General features: G+C 57.7%; 19 protein-coding genes. 10 read left to right on the top strand and 9 right to left on the bottom strand.

The features are described 5' to 3' along the window. The first annotated feature begins 76 nt into the window (after positions 1–76). The 5 genes from EI291_RS12815 to EI291_RS22880 all read left to right on the top strand — a co-directional run bounded on the left by EI291_RS12815 (position 77) and on the right by EI291_RS22880 (position 5315). Complete coding sequence (locus tag EI291_RS12815) at positions 77–1924, top strand: M61 family metallopeptidase (RefSeq protein ID WP_125420493.1); 1848 nt, start codon at positions 77–79, stop codon at positions 1922–1924. Positions 1925–2004: 80 nt separating this feature from the next. Then, on the top strand, positions 2005–2736 hold the full coding sequence (gene lptB, locus EI291_RS12810) for an LPS export ABC transporter ATP-binding protein (RefSeq protein ID WP_125420491.1): 732 nt from the start codon (positions 2005–2007) through the stop codon (positions 2734–2736). A 120-nt stretch (positions 2737–2856) separates the two neighbouring features. After that, positions 2857–4383 carry a GH3 auxin-responsive promoter family protein gene (locus tag EI291_RS12805; protein WP_240635537.1) on the top strand — a complete coding sequence of 509 codons (1527 nt, stop codon included), beginning with the start codon at positions 2857–2859 and terminating at the stop codon, positions 4381–4383. Positions 4384–4541: 158 nt separating this feature from the next. Next, positions 4542–4928, top strand: coding sequence for a toxin-antitoxin system YwqK family antitoxin (locus EI291_RS12800; RefSeq protein ID WP_148103407.1), 387 nt, complete (start codon positions 4542–4544; stop codon positions 4926–4928). A 213-nt stretch (positions 4929–5141) separates the two neighbouring features. Beyond that, positions 5142–5315 carry a hypothetical protein gene (locus EI291_RS22880; RefSeq protein ID WP_170172628.1) on the top strand — a complete coding sequence of 58 codons (174 nt, stop codon included), beginning with the start codon at positions 5142–5144 and terminating at the stop codon, positions 5313–5315. 85 nt (positions 5316–5400) lie between these two features. On the opposite strand, the gene EI291_RS12795 is transcribed toward EI291_RS22880, so the two are convergent. From EI291_RS12795 to EI291_RS12755, 9 genes are all read right to left on the bottom strand, one after another. Beyond that, complete coding sequence (locus EI291_RS12795) at positions 5401–6183, bottom strand: TIGR00266 family protein (RefSeq protein ID WP_125420485.1); 783 nt, start codon at positions 6181–6183, stop codon at positions 5401–5403. Positions 6184–6344: 161 nt separating this feature from the next. Continuing rightward, on the bottom strand, positions 6345–6710 hold the full coding sequence (locus tag EI291_RS23020) for a hypothetical protein (protein WP_205701599.1): 366 nt from the start codon (positions 6708–6710) through the stop codon (positions 6345–6347). A gap of 159 nt (positions 6711–6869) precedes the next feature. Further along, positions 6870–8411, bottom strand: coding sequence for a glutamate--tRNA ligase (gltX, locus tag EI291_RS12785; RefSeq protein ID WP_125420483.1), 1542 nt, complete (start codon positions 8409–8411; stop codon positions 6870–6872). Between the two features lie 162 nt (positions 8412–8573). Beyond that, positions 8574–9185, bottom strand: a complete 612-nt coding sequence (locus EI291_RS12780) for a pentapeptide repeat-containing protein (RefSeq protein WP_125420481.1) — start codon at positions 9183–9185, stop codon at positions 8574–8576. Further along, on the bottom strand, positions 9185–9379 hold the full coding sequence (locus EI291_RS12775) for a hypothetical protein (RefSeq protein WP_125420479.1): 195 nt from the start codon (positions 9377–9379) through the stop codon (positions 9185–9187). Before EI291_RS12775 ends, EI291_RS12780 begins: the two co-directional genes overlap by 1 nt. A 123-nt stretch (positions 9380–9502) precedes the next feature. Further along, positions 9503–9886, bottom strand: coding sequence for a RidA family protein (locus tag EI291_RS12770; RefSeq protein WP_125420477.1), 384 nt, complete (start codon positions 9884–9886; stop codon positions 9503–9505). 132 nt (positions 9887–10018) lie between these two features. Next, entirely contained in the window at positions 10019–11854 is a 1836-nt protein-coding gene (gene glmS, locus EI291_RS12765) for a glutamine--fructose-6-phosphate transaminase (isomerizing) (protein ID WP_125420475.1), read from the bottom strand. A 111-nt stretch (positions 11855–11965) separates the two neighbouring features. After that, positions 11966–13489, bottom strand: a complete 1524-nt coding sequence (locus tag EI291_RS12760) for a DUF4270 family protein (protein ID WP_125420473.1) — start codon at positions 13487–13489, stop codon at positions 11966–11968. After that, complete coding sequence (locus EI291_RS12755) at positions 13473–14285, bottom strand: glycogen/starch synthase (RefSeq protein WP_125420471.1); 813 nt, start codon at positions 14283–14285, stop codon at positions 13473–13475. Before EI291_RS12755 ends, EI291_RS12760 begins: the two co-directional genes overlap by 17 nt. 120 nt (positions 14286–14405) lie before the next feature. On the opposite strand from EI291_RS12755, the gene panC reads away from it, so the two are divergent. The 5 genes from panC to EI291_RS12730 all read left to right on the top strand — a co-directional run bounded on the left by panC (position 14406) and on the right by EI291_RS12730 (position 18130). Next, positions 14406–15254 carry a pantoate--beta-alanine ligase gene (gene panC / locus EI291_RS12750; protein ID WP_125420470.1) on the top strand — a complete coding sequence of 283 codons (849 nt, stop codon included), beginning with the start codon at positions 14406–14408 and terminating at the stop codon, positions 15252–15254. Positions 15255–15374: 120 nt separating this feature from the next. Next, on the top strand, positions 15375–15722 hold the full coding sequence (panD, locus tag EI291_RS12745) for an aspartate 1-decarboxylase (RefSeq protein WP_125420468.1): 348 nt from the start codon (positions 15375–15377) through the stop codon (positions 15720–15722). A 95-nt stretch (positions 15723–15817) separates the two neighbouring features. After that, positions 15818–16840 (top strand): lysylphosphatidylglycerol synthase transmembrane domain-containing protein, encoded by a 1023-nt coding sequence (locus EI291_RS12740; RefSeq protein WP_125420466.1) that lies wholly within the window; start codon positions 15818–15820, stop codon positions 16838–16840. 46 nt (positions 16841–16886) lie between these two features. After that, complete coding sequence (gene rfaE2 / locus EI291_RS12735) at positions 16887–17369, top strand: D-glycero-beta-D-manno-heptose 1-phosphate adenylyltransferase (protein ID WP_125420464.1); 483 nt, start codon at positions 16887–16889, stop codon at positions 17367–17369. 71 nt (positions 17370–17440) lie between these two features. Next, positions 17441–18130, top strand: a complete 690-nt coding sequence (locus tag EI291_RS12730) for a zinc metallopeptidase (RefSeq protein WP_394343380.1) — start codon at positions 17441–17443, stop codon at positions 18128–18130. Positions 18131–18305 lie beyond the last annotated feature (175 nt).

Here is an 18305-nt window from a genome sequence, read left to right as displayed (position 1 = left end):
CTAAATACCTCAGCCTGATACTCCGTACCTTGGCAGGGGCGTTAGCGCCGTATTCGCATCTATCTTATCTGATTGAATGAAATCCTTTTCGCTGGCTCTTGGATTGAGCCTTACTACAGCCACCGCCGCCCTGGCACAACAGCCGGCTGGCTACCACATCAACCTCAACCTGCAGCAGATTACCAACGACCGGGTTAAAGTGGTGGTGAATACGCCTGCTGTGCAGGAAAATCAGGTAACCTATGTAATGCCTTCAGTGGTGCCGGGTTCTTATTCCAAGAAGGACTACGGCCGCTTCATCACCGGTTTCAAAGCCTTTGATAAGAATGGCAAAACGCTGAAAGTGAAAAACAGCGGCCCTAACCTGTTCATTATCGACGGGGCTAAGCAACTGGCCCGGCTGGAATACCTCGTGGATGATACCTGGGATGCCAAGCAGGACGACACATTCATCTTCCAGCCTGGCGGTACCAACATTGACGCGGGCCGCAACATCACGCTCAACCACTACGGCTTTTACGGCTACCTAGAGGGCTACAAAATGCTACCCTATGAGGTGCAGGTAACCAAACCCGCCGACCTCTACGGCGCTACCGCGCTGGACGTGCGCCGCCCTTCGCCCACCCAGGACGTACTGACGGCTCCCAACTACGTAACCCTGGCCGATGGTCCGGTGCTGTATGCCCGGCCCGATACGGCCAGCTTCAGCACCGGCGGAGCCCGCATTTCGGTGGCGGTACTATCGGAAAGCGGGATGGTGAAGGCTGCCGAGGTAAGCCAGATGCTCCGGCCCATGTCGGAGGCGCTGACCAAGTTTTTCGGACAGATGCCGGTGCCGCGCTACCAATTCCTGTTCTACTTTCCGGCCAGCGGCTCCCCACTCAGCAGCAAAGACAGCCGCTATGGTGCCATGGAGCACAGTTACTCCTCGTTGTACTTCCTGCCCGAAATAGCCAACCCCGAGAGGCTTAAAAGCATGGTGCTGGAGGTTAGCTCGCACGAGTTTCTGCACATGCTGGCCCCGCTCAACATTCACTCCCGCGAAATCGGGGAGTTCGACTTCCGTAACCCGCAGATGTCGCAGCATCTGTGGCTGTATGAGGGCGTAACGGAGTACGTGGCCCAGCTGGTACAGGTGCAGGGGGGCCTCATTACCGAAGACGAGTTCCGGCAGACCATGCGCGAGAAAATCCGGGATGCGCAGAAGTTTCCGGCCGGCATTCCCTTCACCGAAATGAGCCGCCGCATTCTGGAAAAGCCCTACGACGACATGTATGAAAACGTGTACAAAAAGGGTGCTCTTATCGGATTGCTGCTCGATATCCGCATTCGGGAGCTGACCCAGGGCCGCCAGACCCTGCGCGACGTGCTGCTGGCCCTGCGTGCCAAGTACGGCCCCACCCGCTCCTTCGAGGATAAGGACCTGATTCCGGAAGTAGTGGCCCTCACGCACCCCGAGGTGCAGCAGTTCTTCGACCGGTACGTTATTGGCAAGGAAGAGCTGCCGCTGGCCGAGTATCTGGGCAAAATAGGCTGGGACTACGCTGCTACAGCCAACGTCAAAATCCGCGCCTTCGGGCAGCTTGGCTTCCGGTATGATGAGGCCAAAAAGGAGTTCCGGGCCGCCGATGTACAGCCCCAGACGAACACCTTCGGCCTGCGCAACGACGACGTGATTGTGGCCGTGGACGGGCAGGAGGTGACAATGGCCAACGCCGAGCAGCTGCTGCGCCCTCTGGTTGGCTCCGAAACCACTTCCGAGGCACCCGTAACGCTCACCATCCGACGGGGCTCTACGACCGGTACCGTAAAAGGCACGGCGCAGGAGTATGACGCCCAGGAAACCAACCGGCTGAAAAACAACCCCGGCGCTACGCCTGCGCAGCTCACGCTGCGTCGCCAGGTACTCACGGCCAAAGGGTAGTACACCAGCAAGCACCGCCGCTACGTTTCGGCGTGGGCGGCGGCCCCGTTCCTTCCCCCGTCCTCACTACCTTTGCCCCAATGATTTTACGAGCCGAACATTTGGTTAAGAAATACAAGTCGCGCACCGTGGTGAACGACATGTCTTTGCACGTGGAGCAAGGCGAAATTGTGGGACTGCTGGGCCCGAACGGGGCCGGCAAAACCACCTCCTTCTACATGACGGTGGGCATGGTGAAGCCCAACGAAGGCAAGGTGTTTCTGGATGACCGGGACATCACCAAGCTGCCCATCTACCAGCGCGCCCGCCTCGGTATCGGCTACCTGGCGCAGGAAGCCAGCGTGTTCCGGGATCTGACGGTGGAAGAGAATGTTCTGTCGGTGCTGGAAATGACGGACCTATCCAAGCAGGCCCAGCGTGATAAAGTGGAGGAGCTGCTCAACGAGTTTAGTCTGACCCACGTGCGTAAAAACCTGGGCCGGGTGCTGAGCGGCGGGGAGCGGCGCCGCACCGAAATAGCCCGGGCCCTGGCCGTAGACCCCAAGTTTGTACTGCTGGATGAGCCCTTCGCCGGCGTCGACCCCATTGCCGTGGAGGAAATCCAGGGCATCGTGGCCAAGCTTAAGCACAAGAACATCGGCATCCTCATCACCGACCACAACGTGAATGAAACGCTCAGCATCGTGGACCGGGCCTATCTGCTCTTCGAAGGCAAGCTCCTGAAGGCCGGCACCGCCGAAGAGCTGGCCGAGGATGAAATGGTGCGCCGCGTGTACCTCGGTAAGCACTTTGAGCTGAAACGGAAGATATAAGCGTTCCATTTTCGCCGTGCCGAGATGGCAGGGTGCATTTCAGTAACTTTCCCGGGCTGCAGGCGGTACAGTGTATCCGTTTGCAGCCCGTTCGTTTTCCTCCCACCCATTCTCGCTCCCGTGATTAGTACCGTTTTGACCTGGGCCGTGCAGCGCCGGCTGGCCAGCATTGAGCACATCCGGCAACATCCGCATGAGGCCCAGGCCCAGGTATTTCAGAGCTTGGTACACACGGCCCGCAACACGGCCTGGGGCCGCCAGTACGGTTATGCGGATGCTCCCTCGGCCCGGGAGTTTGCGCAGCGGGTGCCCATCAGCAGCTACGAGCAGCTGTACCCGCAAATTGAGCGGGTGCTCCGGGGCGAAACGGACGTGTTGTGGCCCGGTCGGGTGGAGTGGTTTGCCAAAAGCAGCGGCACCACCAACGCCCGTAGCAAATACATTCCGGTAACCCGCGAATCGTTGCACGACTGCCACTACCGCGCCGGCCGCGACACGACGGCGCTGGCCACCCTCTACTATCCCGAAATTGATGTGCTGGGCGGCAAAACCCTGTCGTTGGGCGGCACGCACGGCCCCAACCCGTTTCGGCCGGATGAGGCCACTTCCCGAGTTGGGGACGTATCGGCAGTGATTATGCAGAACCTGCCGGCCTGGGCTGAATACGTGCGCACCCCGCCGCTGGAACTGGCCCTGCTGGATGAGTGGGAGGAGAAGATTGAGCGCATTGCCCGCCACGTGCTGGAAGCTGATGTCCGCGTGCTGGCCGGCGTGCCTACCTGGATGATTGTGCTGCTGCGCCGCGTGCTGGAGCTGGCCGGCACCACCTCTATTCTGGATGTGTGGCCGCAGCTGGGGTTATTTCTGCACGGAGCGGTGGCCTTCGGGCCGTATCGGGAGCTGTTCCGGCAGCTGATACCCGGCCCGCAGATGCACTACCTGGAGGTGTACAACGCCTCCGAAGGCTACATTGCCCTGCAGGATGAGCCTGATTCCAAAGACCTGCTGTTGCTGCTGAACCACGGCATTTATTACGAGTTTCTGCCCGCCGACCAATGGGACGCGGCGGAGCCTCGGGCCATTCCGCTGGAGCAGGTGGAGCTGGGCCGTACGTATGCCCTCATCATTAGCACCAATGCCGGCCTGTGGCGCTATGCCATCGGGGATACGGTGCGCTTTACTTCGCTGGCCCCGTACCGCATTCGGGTGGCAGGCCGCACCAAGCACTTCCTGAATGCATTTGGGGAAGAAGTAGTGGTAGAAAATGCCGATGCGGCCATTGCGGCGGCCTGCCGCGCCACCAATACCACGGTGCGCGACTACACGGCGGCCCCCATCTACTTCGCCTCGCACGACGGTGCCTCCCGGGGCGGCCACCAGTGGCTGATTGAGTTCAACCAAACTACCGTCGACCTGCCGCATTTCACCGAGGTACTGGACCAGACGCTCCGCCAGCTTAACTCCGACTACGATGCCAAGCGCCACCGCGACCTGGCCCTCACACCGCCAGTGGTGACCGTTGCTCCAGCGGGTACTTTCGAGCAGTGGCTGGCCCGCCGGGGTAAGCTGGGCGGGCAGCACAAGGTACCCCGATTGAGCAATTCACGGGAATTGCTGGATGAAATACTTGATCAACTAAATAATTAGTTGTAACTACCGGAATCTATCTTTAGCTGATTCCGATGAGACGCACTTATTTCCTATTGCTGATGGTAAGCTTTACACAGCTACTAGTAAGCTGTGTGGCACTACAACACGGGCCTATCGGGTTCTGGTCGCGCAACCGATACCATCCGTCTGATACGTTGCGTCACGGTCCCTGGCGGGAGTATTTTGACGTGGCTGAGCAGCAGATTGCTAACCGGGGGCGGTACCGCCACGGCTTGCCGGTAGGCCGGTGGCGATACTATACACCTGCCGGCATGCTGGAGCGCCAGGAGAGGTTTCTGAAGCGGCCAGCGGGGCAGGTGGTAATTGCCTATTATCACCCCGGTGGTCAACTGGCTAAGCAGGGCCAGGCCCGCTACCAGATAACGGCGCAAAGTGTGCGGTTTTTCTGGTTTGGCGAATGGAAATGCTACGCGCCCTCCGGCCACGCCCTGCCCTCCGAATACTACCGCAACGGTCGCAAAACAACGGCCCTTGTCATCACACCGGCTGGCGACTCCATTGCGTGGCCCGCTACCCAATGATAACATGGTGGAAGTTGCACTGAAAAGGTATAGCTATTTGGGAATGTTTGCAGCCCCTGAGGTAAGAAATACGCAGGTTAATTACTTACTGGTTAGTTCTTAAAGTTAGTCGAGGACTCCGCGTAGTTAATCGGTAAAAAGGCTATTTAACTGGATTTTGTTTAGAAAGTGTTTTATATTTCCAGCCCTGTTCTTACTACTCAATTCCCACATATGGCCATTTCTACTCCCGCGTCTTCTTCTTCTCATCGGCGGCGCCGTCGTCGGCATAAGCCAGATACTGACTCTGATACGCGTAACCGCAAACTCACGGTGGGTTTTCTGGGGTTGCTGATGATTGCCTTGCTGGCAAGTCTGGGCGTAATTGCGGCCAGTATGGCGCAATAAGGGCCGTCTTGTTAAGTTCAAAGGGCCGGCTGTAGCAATTCGCTACAGCCGGCCCTTTGACGTATGCGGTAGCGCTACCGCCGGATTATTCGTCCAGCATGCCGCCCACCAGGTTACCCAGGATGCCGCCACTTTCCTTCTGCGCATTGCCGCCGGAAGGAGCCAGGGCCTGAATCAGCTTCTTCACTGGCATCGACTGCAGCCACACGCGGCCTGTGCCGCGCAGCGTGGCCAGCAGCAACCCTTCGCCCCCGAAAATCATGGATTTCAGGCCCCCGGCCCGGGCAATGTTGAAGTCGATGCCCGGCTCGAAGGCTACCACGCAGCCGGTATCCACGCGCAGCAGCTCGTTGTTCAGGTGCTTCTCGATGATGGTACCGCCCGCGTGCACGAAGGCTTTCCCGTCGCCAGTAATCTTCTGCAGAATAAAGCCTTCCCCGCCAAAGAAGCCGGCTCCCAGCTTCTGGTTGAAGTGTATACTGATTTTGGTGCCCTTGGCTGCGGCCAGGAAGCCGTCTTTCTGCACAATTAAGCCCTGTGGCAGGGTGCGCAGGTCAATGGGGATAATGGTGCCCGGATACGGCGCGGAAAAGGCCACGTGGGCCTTGCCGTAGCCGCCGCGGTGGGTAAAATGCGTCATGAAAAGCGACTCGCCGGTAATCAGGCGGGTGCCGGCCGAGAATAGCTTGCCCATGATGCTCTGGTTCGGCTCCGAGCCGTCGCCCATCTTGGTTTCAAAGGCAATGGCCTCGCTCATATACACCATGGCGCCGGCTTCGGCTACCACGGTTTCATTGGGGTCCAGCTCTACTTCGAGTACCTGGATATCATTACCCAGAATTTTATAGTCGACATCGTGGGACTGCATCGGCTGAGAAGGAAAGGAATGCGTGAATGATGCCCCAAGTATAGTAAAACATCAATTCAATAAAGTCTGCCCCCATAATGCACCACGGCCGACGAAGCAACGCCCGTACCTATTCGGTACCCGCGCTGCTTCGCCGGCCGTGGTGCAACGGAGTGGAAATGCTAGTCTGCGTCGTCTGTCTGGGGCTCTGCCTCGTCATCCGAGGCCGCTTTAGGGCCTTTCTTCTTGGCCTCGCGGCTGGTACGACGCATGAAGTCCTCGTCCGATTCCTCGGGCTCCTGGGCTCCGTCTTCGAGGGGAAAGTTCTCGTCTTCATCTTTCTCGCCAAACTGCCCGTCGCGGTTCACCAGCTTCTTGTCGCGCACGTGGCGGTTCAGGAACTGGTTGATGTCCTCAATGGAGTAGTTGGAGGTGATTTCGCCCAGTGGGTTCACCTTAATTTCGAAGCCTTCCAACTCCTTATGCACCCGCGCTTTTTTCTCGGGGTCTACTTTTTTCTTTTTTGGATTAACCGGTTTCTTGGCCATGATACAAGTGGCTTGGGAGCGTCTTACAAATGCCGGCCAATGGCCAGCGTCTGTTAGGTACGGAAGCCGGCCAGGGAAAGATGTAATGGGCTACCGGCTAATGCAAAAGTCCGCCCGGCCAGAGCCAGACGGACTTTTGCCCTGCGGAACAAAACCTCTTTAAGAGGGCAGCGCCGCCACGGCCGCCTGAATCCGCTCGGCGGTTTCCTGCGGGCCCAGGATGTGCATGATGTGCATCAGGTCGGGGCCGGCAGCATTACCGGTCACGGCCACGCGAAGGGCCTGCAGCACCTGCCCGATTTTCAGCCCCTGAGCTTCCAGCACCTGCGTGAGTAGCGCCTTAATGCCGTCGGCTGAAGCATCCGTGGTAGCGGGCAGCTGGCCGGCAAAGGCTGCCAGAGCAGTCGATACTTGCGGGTTCCACTTCTTGCTGATGACCTGCTCATCGTAGCTGGCGGGGCGCTGGAAGAACAGCTGGGCCTCCTTGGCTAGGTCGGCCGGGAAGGTGGCACGCTCTTTTACTAGAGCGGCAATCTGTTCGGCCTGGTCGGCGGGAACCTCAATTCCCTGTTTGCTCAGCTCCGCGGTGAGGTACTGGGCCAGCTCGGCGTCGGGCTTGGCGCGCAGGTACTGCTCGTTGTACCAGCGTACCTTGTTCTGGTCGAAGCGGGCCGGCGACTTGCTTACGCGCTCAATCGAGAAGTTCTCAATCAGCTCATCCATCGTGAATAGCTCCTGCTGGGTGCCGGGGTTCCAGCCCAGGAAGGCCAAGAAGTTGATAAAGGCCTCGGGCAGGTAGCCCGACTCGCGGTAGCCGCTGCTCACGGTAGGCTCGCCGGTTTCGGCGTCCTTGCCGTGGAATTCCAGCGGGAACACCGGGAAGCCCAGCTTGTCACCGTCGCGCTTGCTCAGCTTGCCGGTGCCATCGGGCTTGAGCAGCAGGGGCAGGTGAGCAAACTGGGGCATGGTGCTTTCCCAGCCCAGGTAACGGTACAGCAGCACGTGCAGCGGTGCCGAGGGCAGCCACTCTTCACCCCGGATAACGTGGGTGATTTCCATCAGGTGGTCGTCCACGATGTTGGCCAGGTGGTAGGTCGGCATGCCGTCCGACTTCATCAGCACTTTGTCGTCAATGGAAGACGAATGCACCACTACCCAACCCCGAATGAGGTCGTTAAAGCGGATTTCCTCCTTGCGCGGCACCTTCAGGCGAATCACGTAGGGCGCGCCGCTTTCCAGCAGCTGCGTTACTTCCTCGGCCGGCAGGGTAAGGGAGTTGCGCATCTGGGCGCGGGTGATGCTGTTGTACTGGGGGTTAGGCACCTTGGCGGCCGTGAGGCGGGCGCGCATGGCGTCCAACTCCTCGGGCGTATCAAAAGCATAGTAAGCGTAGCCGTCCTTAATCAGCTGGTCGGCGTACTGACGGTACATGGGCTTCCGCTCACTCTGGCGGTAGGGGGCATGAGGGCCGCCCTGCTCAATTCCTTCGTCAATCTCAATGCCGCACCAGCGCAGCGAGTCCATAATGTACTGCTCGGCACCGGGCACGAAGCGGTTCTGGTCGGTGTCCTCGATGCGCAGCAGCATCTTGCCGCCCAGCTTGCGGGCCAGCAGGTAGTTATACAGCGCAGTGCGCACGCCGCCGATGTGCAGCGGCCCCGTGGGGCTGGGCGCAAAGCGCACCCGTACTTCTCTTTCCATATGTCAGTCAGTTCGCAACGCCTTCGGGGTGGGAAAGCGTGCCGCAAAGGTACGAATGGTGAGATGGTGAAATGGCGAAATTGTGCGCTTGATATTCTGCCGGACCAGATGGCGTAAACAGAACGTCAAACTCACAATTTCACCAGTTCACTATCTCACCACTTATTCTACCACCAGCCCGTATTTGCCCAGCAGGCCGGGCAGGCTGTGGAGGGTGAAACGGGCTTGTTTCAACTCATTTTGCTCGGGGTCGAGGGCTACGCCTTGGGCGGTGCGGAAGTCGGTGCCCAGCAAGCGGGTCTGGCTGAAGATGGCTCCGCGCAGCTGGCAGTCTGCAAATACAGCGTTGGTCAGGTCGGCGCGGGTGAAGTCGGCTTCCTGTAGCGAGCATCCCACGAAGCGGGTATTGGGCATGGTTTTGCCCCAGAAGGAGGCGTAATCCAGTTGGCACTGGTCGAAGTGGACACCGAACAGTATGTCCCGGCAGGAAGTGAACTGTAGTCCCAGCAGCTTGCAGCCCTCAAAGGCCACATTCTGCAGGCTGGTACCGGTCAGAGAAGACCCGGCCAGGTTACAGTTCTCAAACAGACACTCGCTGAACCGCCGGCCCGCCAGATCTGCCTGACTTAAATCGAAGCCGATAAAGTGAAACTGCTCGAACTCCCGCTGCCCTACTAGTGCAGGCGGCAGGACACGGGTCAGCACGTTTTCGGGTGGGAAGTAGGTGGGCTTGGCTAGGGCTTTGGCAGGTTTGCGAGGAGTTGGTCGGCGCATCAGGTACGGTTTCTGGAACCCAGCCACAGCCCCAAGCCCAGCAGCGTCATACCGCCCTTGATGACCCAGGCCACCGTGGAGCCCCAGTTGTTCATCCAGTCCAGCAGTGGAAACCGGAAATTGGCAGGTAATAGATACGGCGCCAGAATAGCAATCAGTCCGGCGAAAAACAGAAAAATACCCAACTCGCGCATAGCAGTGAAGTAATGAAATGGTGAAGTTGTGAAATAGATAACCTGAGGCTCAATCTGCACAATTCGCAGACGCGGCGCAACAGAACGTCAGACTCACCACTTCATCACTTCACAAGCTCACCACTACTGCACCGCAATGCAGGAAATTTCCACCTGCACGTCTTTGGGCAGGCGGCTTACTTCCACGGTTTCGCGGGCGGGGGCGTAGTCGGCATCGAAGTAGCTGCCGTAGATTTCGTTGATGAGGCCGAAGTTTCCCAGGTCTTTCACGAAGATGCTGCACTTCACCACGTGACGCAGCGTGAGACCCACGGCTTCCAGCACGGCCTGCAGGTTGCGCATTACTTGGTGGGTTTCCTGCGCTACGTCGCCGCCGCCTACCAACTGGCCGTTGGCGTCCAGCGGAATCTGCCCCGATACGTACACGGTGCCGCCAGCCTGGATGGCTTGGCTGTAGGGGCCGATGGGAGCAGGAGCCTGGGGCGAAAAAACAACGGTATGGGCCATGAACAAGGGAGAGTAAGGGTGGAGAAATAAGACGCGCAAAGTACACCGAAACCGGCACAGATGCGGGGCAAAAAACAGCCGCCACCCCGAAATTCGGAGCGGCGGCTGGTACTGTTCGGTTATTGGGGCAGGCTATTCTACCGTTACCGACTTGGCCAGGTTACGGGGCTGGTCCACGTTGCAGCCGCGTAGGACGGCAATGTGGTAGCTCAGCAGCTGCAGCGGCACTACCGATACCAGCGGCATCAGTACTTCGCTGGTGGCAGGTACTTCGATGGTAAACTCTGCCATAGCCGGAATCACGTCGTCGCCCTCGGTTACCACGGCAATGATGCGGCCTTTGCGGGCCTTCACTTCCTGGATGTTGCTTACCACTTTCTCGTACGAGCTATCCTTGGTGGCAATTACCACTACAGGCATATTTTCGTCGATGAGGGCGATGGGTCCGTGCTTCATTTCGGCAGCCGGATAGCCTTCGGCGTGGATGTAGCTGATTTCTTTCAGCTTCAGTGCGCCTTCCAAAGCTACCGGGAAGTTGTAGCCGCGGCCCAGGTACAGGAAATTGGTGGCGTCCTTAAACGTCTCCGAAATCTGCTCAATCTGGTCGTTCAGCTGCAGTGCTTTTTCCACTTTGCTGGGAATGTTGTCCAGCTCCACCATCAGTTCGCGCAGGCGCGTGTCGGTGAGGGTGCCGCGCTTATGGCCAACAATCATGGCCAGTAGCGTGAGCACCGTTACCTGAGCCGTAAAGGCTTTAGTAGAAGCCACCCCGATTTCGGGGCCGGCGTGGGTGTACGCACCCGCATCGGTAGCGCGGGCAATGCTGCTGCCTACCACGTTACAGATACCGAAGATGGTAGCCCCGCGGCTCTTGGCCAGTTCAATAGCGGCCAGCGTATCGGCCGTTTCACCCGATTGCGAAATAGCAATTACGATGTCGCGCTCCGTGATAACGGGGTTGCGGTAGCGGAACTCCGAGGCGTATTCCACTTCCACCGGAATGCGGGCCAAGTCTTCCAGCAGGTACTCAGCCACCAAGCCGGCGTGCCAGCTGGTGCCGCAGGCCACAATCAGGATGCGGTCAGCATTCACAAACTTCCGCTCGTAAGCGCGCACACCGCCCATGTTCAGGTGACCGGCTTCCAGCTCCAGACGGCCGCGCATGGAGTCGAGAATCGAGCGGGGCTGCTCGAAAATCTCCTTCAGCATGAAGTGTTCGTAGCCGCCCTTCTCAATGCGGTCCAGCTCCAACTCCAGCGTCTGGATGTAGGGCGTCTGCACTACATCCTCGCGGGAACGGATTTCCAACTGACCATCCTTAATAACAGCCAGCTCGTAGTCGTTCACATACACCACTTCATTGGTGTACTCGATGATAGGCGTAGCATCGGAAGCAAGGAAAAACTCGCCTTCGCCCACACCAATAACCAGCGGAGAACCTTTGCGGGCGGCAATCAGTTGGCCGGGGTTATCCTTGCTCAGTACCACAATGGCATAAGCCCCAACCACTTCGTGCAGAGCAAGGCGCACTGCTTCTTCTAGTGTACAGTGGTTCTGTTTCTGAATTTCCTCAATCAGGTTCACGAATACTTCCGTGTCCGTGTCAGAGTGGAAAACGTGGCCTTGCTGCTGCAAGTGCTGCTTCAGCGCCGCGTAGTTCTCAATGATGCCGTTGTGAATGATGGCAATGCGCTCCGAAGTAGAGTAGTGCGGGTGCGCATTTACATCGTTTGGCTCACCGTGAGTAGCCCACCGCGTGTGGCCCATTCCAATGTGCGCGTGTGTATCCTGTTCGCCAATAAAGGCTTCCAGGTCGGCAACTTTCCCTTTCTTCTTGTAAACGGTAAGCTGACCGTTCAGCAGAGCAACGCCTGCTGAGTCGTAACCACGGTACTCCAGGCGGCGCAGGCCTTTGATGATGATAGGGCAGGCCTCACGGTGCCCAATGTAAGCGACAATTCCGCACATAGTAGTTTAGTTGTGACAGAGCAGAAACTTTCGAGAGAAAGAAAAATCGGGCGGCAACGGCAAAAGCCGTGCCGCCCTTTACAGGTTCGCTAGCCTGGCAGCCAAAGCTGCCTAGCGTAGCTTGGAGTAATATACGCGCAGCTTGATGTTGCTGGCATCAAACTGCGCCCGGTTCAGGTTCAGGGTTGAGCTTGAGCGCAGAATCGGGGACAGGATCAGGCCGGAAGGTAAATCTCCATCCAGACGGTTCTGCAGGTAGGCCTGCAGATATTCTGTCAGAGGTACCGAAAAGTATTGGGTTGGGTCCTGGCCAGCAGGTACCGTTGCCCGGGCGTAGCTGCCTGCTCCTACGGAAGTAGGTGTAAGGCGAACCTGCGTAGAAGAGTTCAATCCTTCGCCGGGAACAATTCGCTCATACGTGGTGGCTCCCACAGTACGGGTCAGTACCTCATTGGCATTGTTCACTTCGTAGAGGTATAATCCTTCCGGATACGGGAAAATACCATTGCTGTATTGCTTGACCGGTAGCAGAAGCTCAGCCCGGTTGATAGCCAGACTAGTATTGTTCCGCAGGTCGTCTAGACCTTGAAACTCAATGCGGGTACCCAGACCAACGCCTTCCTGGGCATACGTAAAGCCACTGGAAGCTGCCGCTGGCAGCGTACTTTGTGTAGTGGTGAGGGCGGCCAGCGGGGTGCCACTCAAATCAGTGCTGAGCTGAGTGAAATACTTACCATCAGCTATCTGGCCCAGTAGCGTATTACCGGCTGGAATATTTGCCAGAAACAGGGAGTATGAGCGGTATTTGCTGCGGACACCCGCGGCATCCGTGCCACGGAAGTAAAATGTAATACGGGTATTTGCCGACCGGGTAAAGCCTACGATGTTAGCTGTATGGCCCGCCGAAGGCCGAAGGGCAATGCCTTTCCACACGGCATCCAGCTTGCTTTGGTTGAAAGCTGCATCAGATAACGAAGTGAAAACCGTGTTAGCCAGTGCGGCGGTACCCGGATACTTCTGCATTCGGATGCGCACAACCTGATCGGCCACCTGCGTTGTGATAACCGTGGTGGTAGTATCAGTGGCTGTACCCGAAGCTACCCGACGCTTTACCGGGCGGGTACGATTCAGAACACCCTCGAAATTGGTAAGCAGCGTGGTACCCGTTGCGACCGTGGAGGTCGAATTATACACCGTGCGCTCATCCAGTGGCGCCTGCAGCGTAAGCAGATCCAGCCGCAAGGGCTGAGTGGCCGACCCATACACCTGATCAAAAGCCAGGCTGAATACCGTGGAGTCGAGGCTGACGTTGGTGAACTTTGCCGGTAAAGAGTCCGAGGGTGACAGAATCGGCTCCACCATTATGTTTAGGTAGCCACTGGCCGTGGTTGTGCCCACGTACGTGTCGCGCAGCCGGCCTACCAATACGTGGTTTGCTTTTACTGTTTCAATCGGCTGTTGCCGTACAGTAAAAGCCTTAACCGGTAGATCCAGGTAATTGGCGGTAATGGGTGAGGTGCCGGGCAGTTCCAGGCCCAGGTCATTGGCATTATCACAGCCGGTGGCCAGGGAAAGGAGTGAAACCGCAGCAAGGGAAACCGAAGCAAGTCGGCTGGCGCTAGTTGGCCAATTCATTATAGAGAGCGTAGTAGGACGTCAGCAGGTTGTCGTCGGCGGCTACCTGCTCAATTTGTTTCTTGGTTGAATACTCCGTGAACAGGGTATTCAGGTTTTCGCTGAAATCCTCGTCAGACTTCACCACGGCATCGGCATACTCCATGCCTACTTTGATGAAACCGCCAAAATCGGCCGTTTTCAACGAAGCCAGCATTTCGTCCTCGATGTCCAGCATCTTGGCCTTTTCCACAATGTCGCCTTCAAATTTGAAGTCGAATTCATTGTTATAAATGGTGAATACGGACTTGGCATCTTTGAAAATCGGGTCCTTCTTATAGGTCGTTTTCAGGTACATCGGAATCAGGCCGGTCATCCAGTCGTTGCAGTGCACAATGTCCGGGGACCAGCCCAGTTTCTTCACCGTTTCCAGCACACCTTTGCAGAAAAAGATGGCCCGCTCGTCATTATCCGAGTGGAACTTGTCATTTTTGTCGACCAGTACCGACTTCCGGTGGAAGTAATCTTCGTTGTCGATGAAGTAAACTTGCAGCTTCGCATTCGGAATAGAAGCTACTTTGATGATGAGCGGCTTCTCGTCTTCGCCCACTGCAATATTAATTCCCGACAGGCGCACTACTTCATGCAGGCGGTTTTTACGCTCGTTGATAATACCGAACCGGGGTACGAAAATGCGGATTTCCATCCCCATTTCCTGCATTCCCTGCGGCAGGCGCCGCAAAAACTCCGCTACCTTGGTGGTCTGCAAAAACGGGTTGATTTCCGTGGCAGCATAGAGTATTCTCAACTTAGACATAGAGAGTCAGTTGGGGTGATTAGGAAAGGGCAACACTTTGGGATGCACAAAATTAAACATTTTTAAGGGAAATTTCAACCATGGCTGGTCGGCGGCTTGCCGAAAAGCCTTTTTCACTCTATGGAGATACTGAATACCGCCGCCGCGTTGCAAGCCTACACGGAAAATGCCCGCCGGGCCGGCCAGCGCATCGGGCTGGTGCCTACCATGGGGGCGCTGCACGAGGGGCATCTGCAACTGGTGCGGGCCGCTGCCCGGGAATGTGAGGTTGTGGTAGCCAGCATTTTTGTCAATCCCACTCAGTTTAATAACCCCGACGATTTCCGGCTGTACCCGCGCCTGCCCGAAGAGGATGCCGCGCTGCTGGGGCCCGCGGGCTGCACGGCCCTGTTTCTGCCTTCGGTGGAGGAAATGTACCCCCAGCCCACCATCCTGCGGTTCGATTTTGGTATGCTGGAGCGGGTAATGGAAGGGGAGCACCGGCCGGGACACTTCAATGGAGTGGCTACGGTGGTGAGCAAGCTGTTTCACCTGAGCCGGCCGCACCGGGCCTATTTCGGGCAGAAGGACTTTCAGCAGGTAGCCATTGTACGGCAACTGGTTCGGGACCTGTCGTTTGACCTGGAGCTGGTGGCTTTCCCAACCATCCGGGAGTCGGACGGGCTGGCCATGTCGTCGCGGAACCGGCGCCTGGTGCCTGAGGCCCGTACACTGGCGCCACGCCTATACCAGGGGCTGCAACTGGCGAAGCAACTGGTACAGCAGGGGCATCTGCCGCCGGCAGAGGTGCAGCAGGCCGCCGGCGAGTTTTTGCGGGCGGAGCCGGCCATTACCCTGGAATATCTGGCGGTAGTGGATGCGCACACCCTGCAGCCCCTGACGGAGTGGCAGCCCGGTAGCCCGGTGGCTATTTGCCTAGCTGCTCACTTGGGCGGCGTACGCTTGATTGACAACGTGGTAGTGGAATAGCTGACTGGAGAGAGATGCAGAGGGCTTGTGCATAAAGCCTTATCTGTATTTCTCTGTCCTCTCATTCACTGATTCTGCTTCCGTATCTTTGCGGACCGAAAAATCATCCGCTTTTCAATCATGCACATCGAGGTTCTCAAGTCCAAAATTCACCGCGTGAAGGTTACGCAGGCGGAGCTGCACTATGTAGGCAGCATCACCATTGACGAGGACCTGCTGGACGCTGCCAATATGGTGGAAAATGAGAAGGTGACCATTGTGAATATCAACAATGGGGAGCGGTTTGAAACCTACACCATCAAAGGAGAGCGGGGCTCGGGCATGATTTGTCTGAACGGGCCGGCTGCCCGCCGTGTGGCTGTTGGCGACATCATCATTATCATTTCTTACGCCCTGATTGATTTTGCGGAAGCCAAAGCGCATAAGCCCACCGTAATTTTCCCTGACCAGCATAACCGGGTAGTGTAGCCCTGTGCCTGCACTTCAGCAAAAAGGCTGGCTGTTCTGCCCCCGGAATAGCCAGCCTTTTTGCTGCAATACCTTGCAGCCTCTCCTAGAACCACATGAAGCATCTGCTTACTATACTTAAATATGTGCTGCTGCTGGCAGTTTCGGTACTGCTGATGTGGTACGCCCTGCAGGGGCAGGACCTGAGCCGCATCGGCCAGTATGTACGCGAAGCCAATTACTCGTGGCTGGTGCTGACCATGGTGCTGTCGGCCCTGGGCTACTTTAGCCGGGCCTATCGGTGGAAAATGCAGATTGACCCCACCGGCCACAAGCCGGCCTACTGGGACGTGTATCATGCCATGATGGTGGGCTACCTGGCCAACCTGGTACTGCCCCGGATGGGCGAGGTTATCCGCTGCTCGGTGCTGCGGCGCACCAGCGGAGTACCGGTGCAGGTGGCCCTGGGTACAGTAGTAACGGAGCGGGTGATTGATGTGCTGGTGTTGCTGGGGTTGTTGGGTAGTACGTTGCTGCTGGATTTCAACACGTTCTGGTCGTTCGTGACGGATAAGATGCTGGCCGGCCGCTACGATGCCCTGGCCCGCAACCGCACGCCGCTGCTGGCCGCTCTGGGTATTGCGCTGATTCTGCTGCTGGTGCTGGCCTACGCCATGTTCCGGAATCTGGAACGGCTGCGGCAGAATGCGCTGTTCAACAAGGCTGTGGCGTTTGTGAAAGGGGTGTTGGCCGGTGCGTTCAGCATTCTGAAGCTGGAAAATAAAGGCGCCTTCCTGCTGCATACCTTCTTCACCTGGGCCGTGTATTACCTGATGGACTACCTGGCATTTTTCGCCTTCCCGGCCACTTATGACCTGGGCATGCGGGCGGCGTTGGCGGTACTCACCTTCGGGGCATTTGGCATGGCTGCGCCGGTAGCGGGCGGCATCGGGCCGTTCCACGTGATGGTACAGGGCATTTTGCTGGCCTACGGTATCAGCAAGGAGGCCGGTATTGCGTACGCCCTGGTAGTGCACGGTTCCCAGACGCTGCTGGTCGTGCTGATGGGCGGTATCAGCTTTGTGGCCAGTATGATGAAATCGGGCAAAACGGCCGCCCTGCCGAAGGTAGCTGCCTAAACGTCCGTGCCGGTTTTCTTATCCATCTGATAATACCCCTGAACCAATGCAGTGGACGAAAGAGAAAATACTGAGCCGCGAGGCCTTGTTGCCCATGGTGGCGCAGTGGCAGGCCGCCGGCGAGAAAGTGGTGTTCACCAACGGCTGCTTCGACCTGCTGCACCTGGGCCATGTGGATTACCTGGAAAAAGCTAGGCACTTGGGCGACCGGCTGGTGGTCGGGCTGAATACGGATGCTTCGGTAAGCTGCCTGAAGCCGGGCCGCCCACTGCAGGACGAAGTGTCACGTGCGCGGGTGTTGGCCTCTCTTTTGTTCGTGGATGCCGTAGTGCTCTTCGGTGAACAAACCCCGCTTGCGCTGATTGAAGCCGTACAGCCCGATATCCTGGTAAAGGGCGACGACTACCAGATCAGTGGAATTGTGGGCCACGAAGTGGTGTTACAGAAGGGCGGCCAGGTACTCACCGTACCGTTGGTAGCCGGCTACAGTACCACCCGCATTGTTGAGCGAATCCTGCGCGGCGCCTAGCCCCGAAAGCATCCGAGAAGGTGCGGTTTGGGTAGGAGTCGGGCATTCACTTTCACCCGAACCTCTTTCCCATGTACCACCTGAATCCGGCCATGATTATCGTGCTACTCACGATGTTGGCCAGTTGGCTCATTCAGATGCGCCTCCGCAGTAAATTTGAGCAGTATTCCCGGGTAGGCCTGCGCAACGGCCTGAGCGGCCGGCAGGTTGCCGAACTGATGCTGGCCGACCACGGCATCACCGACGTGCGCATCATCAGTACCGAAGGCAAACTCACCGACCACTACAACCCCGCCGACAAGACGGTAAACCTGAGCGAGACTGTATACAACGACCGGAGCGCGGCGGCAGCGGCCGTAGCGGCCCACGAGTGCGGCCACGCTGTGCAGCATGCCACCGCCTACAGCGCCCTGCAGTTCCGCTCGACCATGGTACCCGCGTTGAGCGCCGTGTCGAAGTTCATGCCTATTCTGCTGTTTCTGGGGGTGGTTATGCTCCGCACTACAGCCCTCCCTCTGACCATTGGCGTGGCCTTCTTCGCCCTCACTACCCTGTTCAGCTTCGTAACGCTGCCCGTGGAGTTTGATGCTTCCAAACGGGCGCTGGCCTGGATGGACAAGCGCAACATCGTAACCCCGCAGGAACACACGATGGCCAAAGATGCGCTGTGGTGGGCTGCCATGACGTACGTGGTTGCCGCCTTGGGCTCACTGGCTACGCTCTTTTATTATGCCACCATGCTGATGGGGCGTCGCCGCTAAGTATTTGACACTACAGAAGAGCCACCCTGGGTAACCGGGGTGGCTCTTCTGTTTACCAACGATGCACCAATGGGCAGTGTTGAAATTCTACAAAAGCGGCCTGGCTGTTTCCGTGGGCGCCGAAACGGCACTATACCACTGCCGATGTTGTTACCAGGGCTCCGAAACAAAAATC

This window comes from Hymenobacter rigui (assembly GCF_003944715.1).
In the GTDB taxonomy this organism is placed as follows: Bacteria; Bacteroidota; Bacteroidia; order Cytophagales; family Hymenobacteraceae; genus Hymenobacter; species Hymenobacter rigui.
Note: the sequence above shows the minus strand (reverse complement) of the source record. Positions and strands in the feature narration are given on the sequence as shown.

What these genes read in the sequence shown, in the direction of transcription:
- EI291_RS12780 (WP_125420481.1), bottom strand. Translation starts at nt 9,185, where the DNA reads ATGCGCCGACCAACTCCTCGCAAACCTGCCAAAGCCCTAGCCAAGCCC.
- EI291_RS12760 (WP_125420473.1), bottom strand. Translation starts at nt 13,489, where the DNA reads ATGAATTGGCCAACTAGCGCCAGCCGACTTGCTTCGGTTTCCCTTGCT.
- EI291_RS12730 (WP_394343380.1), top strand. Translation starts at nt 17,441, where the DNA reads ATGTACCACCTGAATCCGGCCATGATTATCGTGCTACTCACGATGTTG.
- EI291_RS12755 (WP_125420471.1), bottom strand. Translation starts at nt 14,285, where the DNA reads ATGTCTAAGTTGAGAATACTCTATGCTGCCACGGAAATCAACCCGTTT.
- panD (WP_125420468.1), top strand. Translation starts at nt 15,375, where the DNA reads ATGCACATCGAGGTTCTCAAGTCCAAAATTCACCGCGTGAAGGTTACG.
- panC (WP_125420470.1), top strand. Translation starts at nt 14,406, where the DNA reads ATGGAGATACTGAATACCGCCGCCGCGTTGCAAGCCTACACGGAAAAT.
- glmS (WP_125420475.1), bottom strand. Translation starts at nt 11,854, where the DNA reads ATGTGCGGAATTGTCGCTTACATTGGGCACCGTGAGGCCTGCCCTATC.
- lptB (WP_125420491.1), top strand. Translation starts at nt 2,005, where the DNA reads ATGATTTTACGAGCCGAACATTTGGTTAAGAAATACAAGTCGCGCACC.
- EI291_RS12815 (WP_125420493.1), top strand. Translation starts at nt 77, where the DNA reads ATGAAATCCTTTTCGCTGGCTCTTGGATTGAGCCTTACTACAGCCACC.
- EI291_RS22880 (WP_170172628.1), top strand. Translation starts at nt 5,142, where the DNA reads ATGGCCATTTCTACTCCCGCGTCTTCTTCTTCTCATCGGCGGCGCCGT.
- rfaE2 (WP_125420464.1), top strand. Translation starts at nt 16,887, where the DNA reads ATGCAGTGGACGAAAGAGAAAATACTGAGCCGCGAGGCCTTGTTGCCC.
- EI291_RS12775 (WP_125420479.1), bottom strand. Translation starts at nt 9,379, where the DNA reads ATGCGCGAGTTGGGTATTTTTCTGTTTTTCGCCGGACTGATTGCTATT.
- EI291_RS12770 (WP_125420477.1), bottom strand. Translation starts at nt 9,886, where the DNA reads ATGGCCCATACCGTTGTTTTTTCGCCCCAGGCTCCTGCTCCCATCGGC.
- EI291_RS12740 (WP_125420466.1), top strand. Translation starts at nt 15,818, where the DNA reads ATGAAGCATCTGCTTACTATACTTAAATATGTGCTGCTGCTGGCAGTT.
- EI291_RS12795 (WP_125420485.1), bottom strand. Translation starts at nt 6,183, where the DNA reads ATGCAGTCCCACGATGTCGACTATAAAATTCTGGGTAATGATATCCAG.
- gltX (WP_125420483.1), bottom strand. Translation starts at nt 8,411, where the DNA reads ATGGAAAGAGAAGTACGGGTGCGCTTTGCGCCCAGCCCCACGGGGCCG.
- EI291_RS23020 (WP_205701599.1), bottom strand. Translation starts at nt 6,710, where the DNA reads ATGGCCAAGAAACCGGTTAATCCAAAAAAGAAAAAAGTAGACCCCGAG.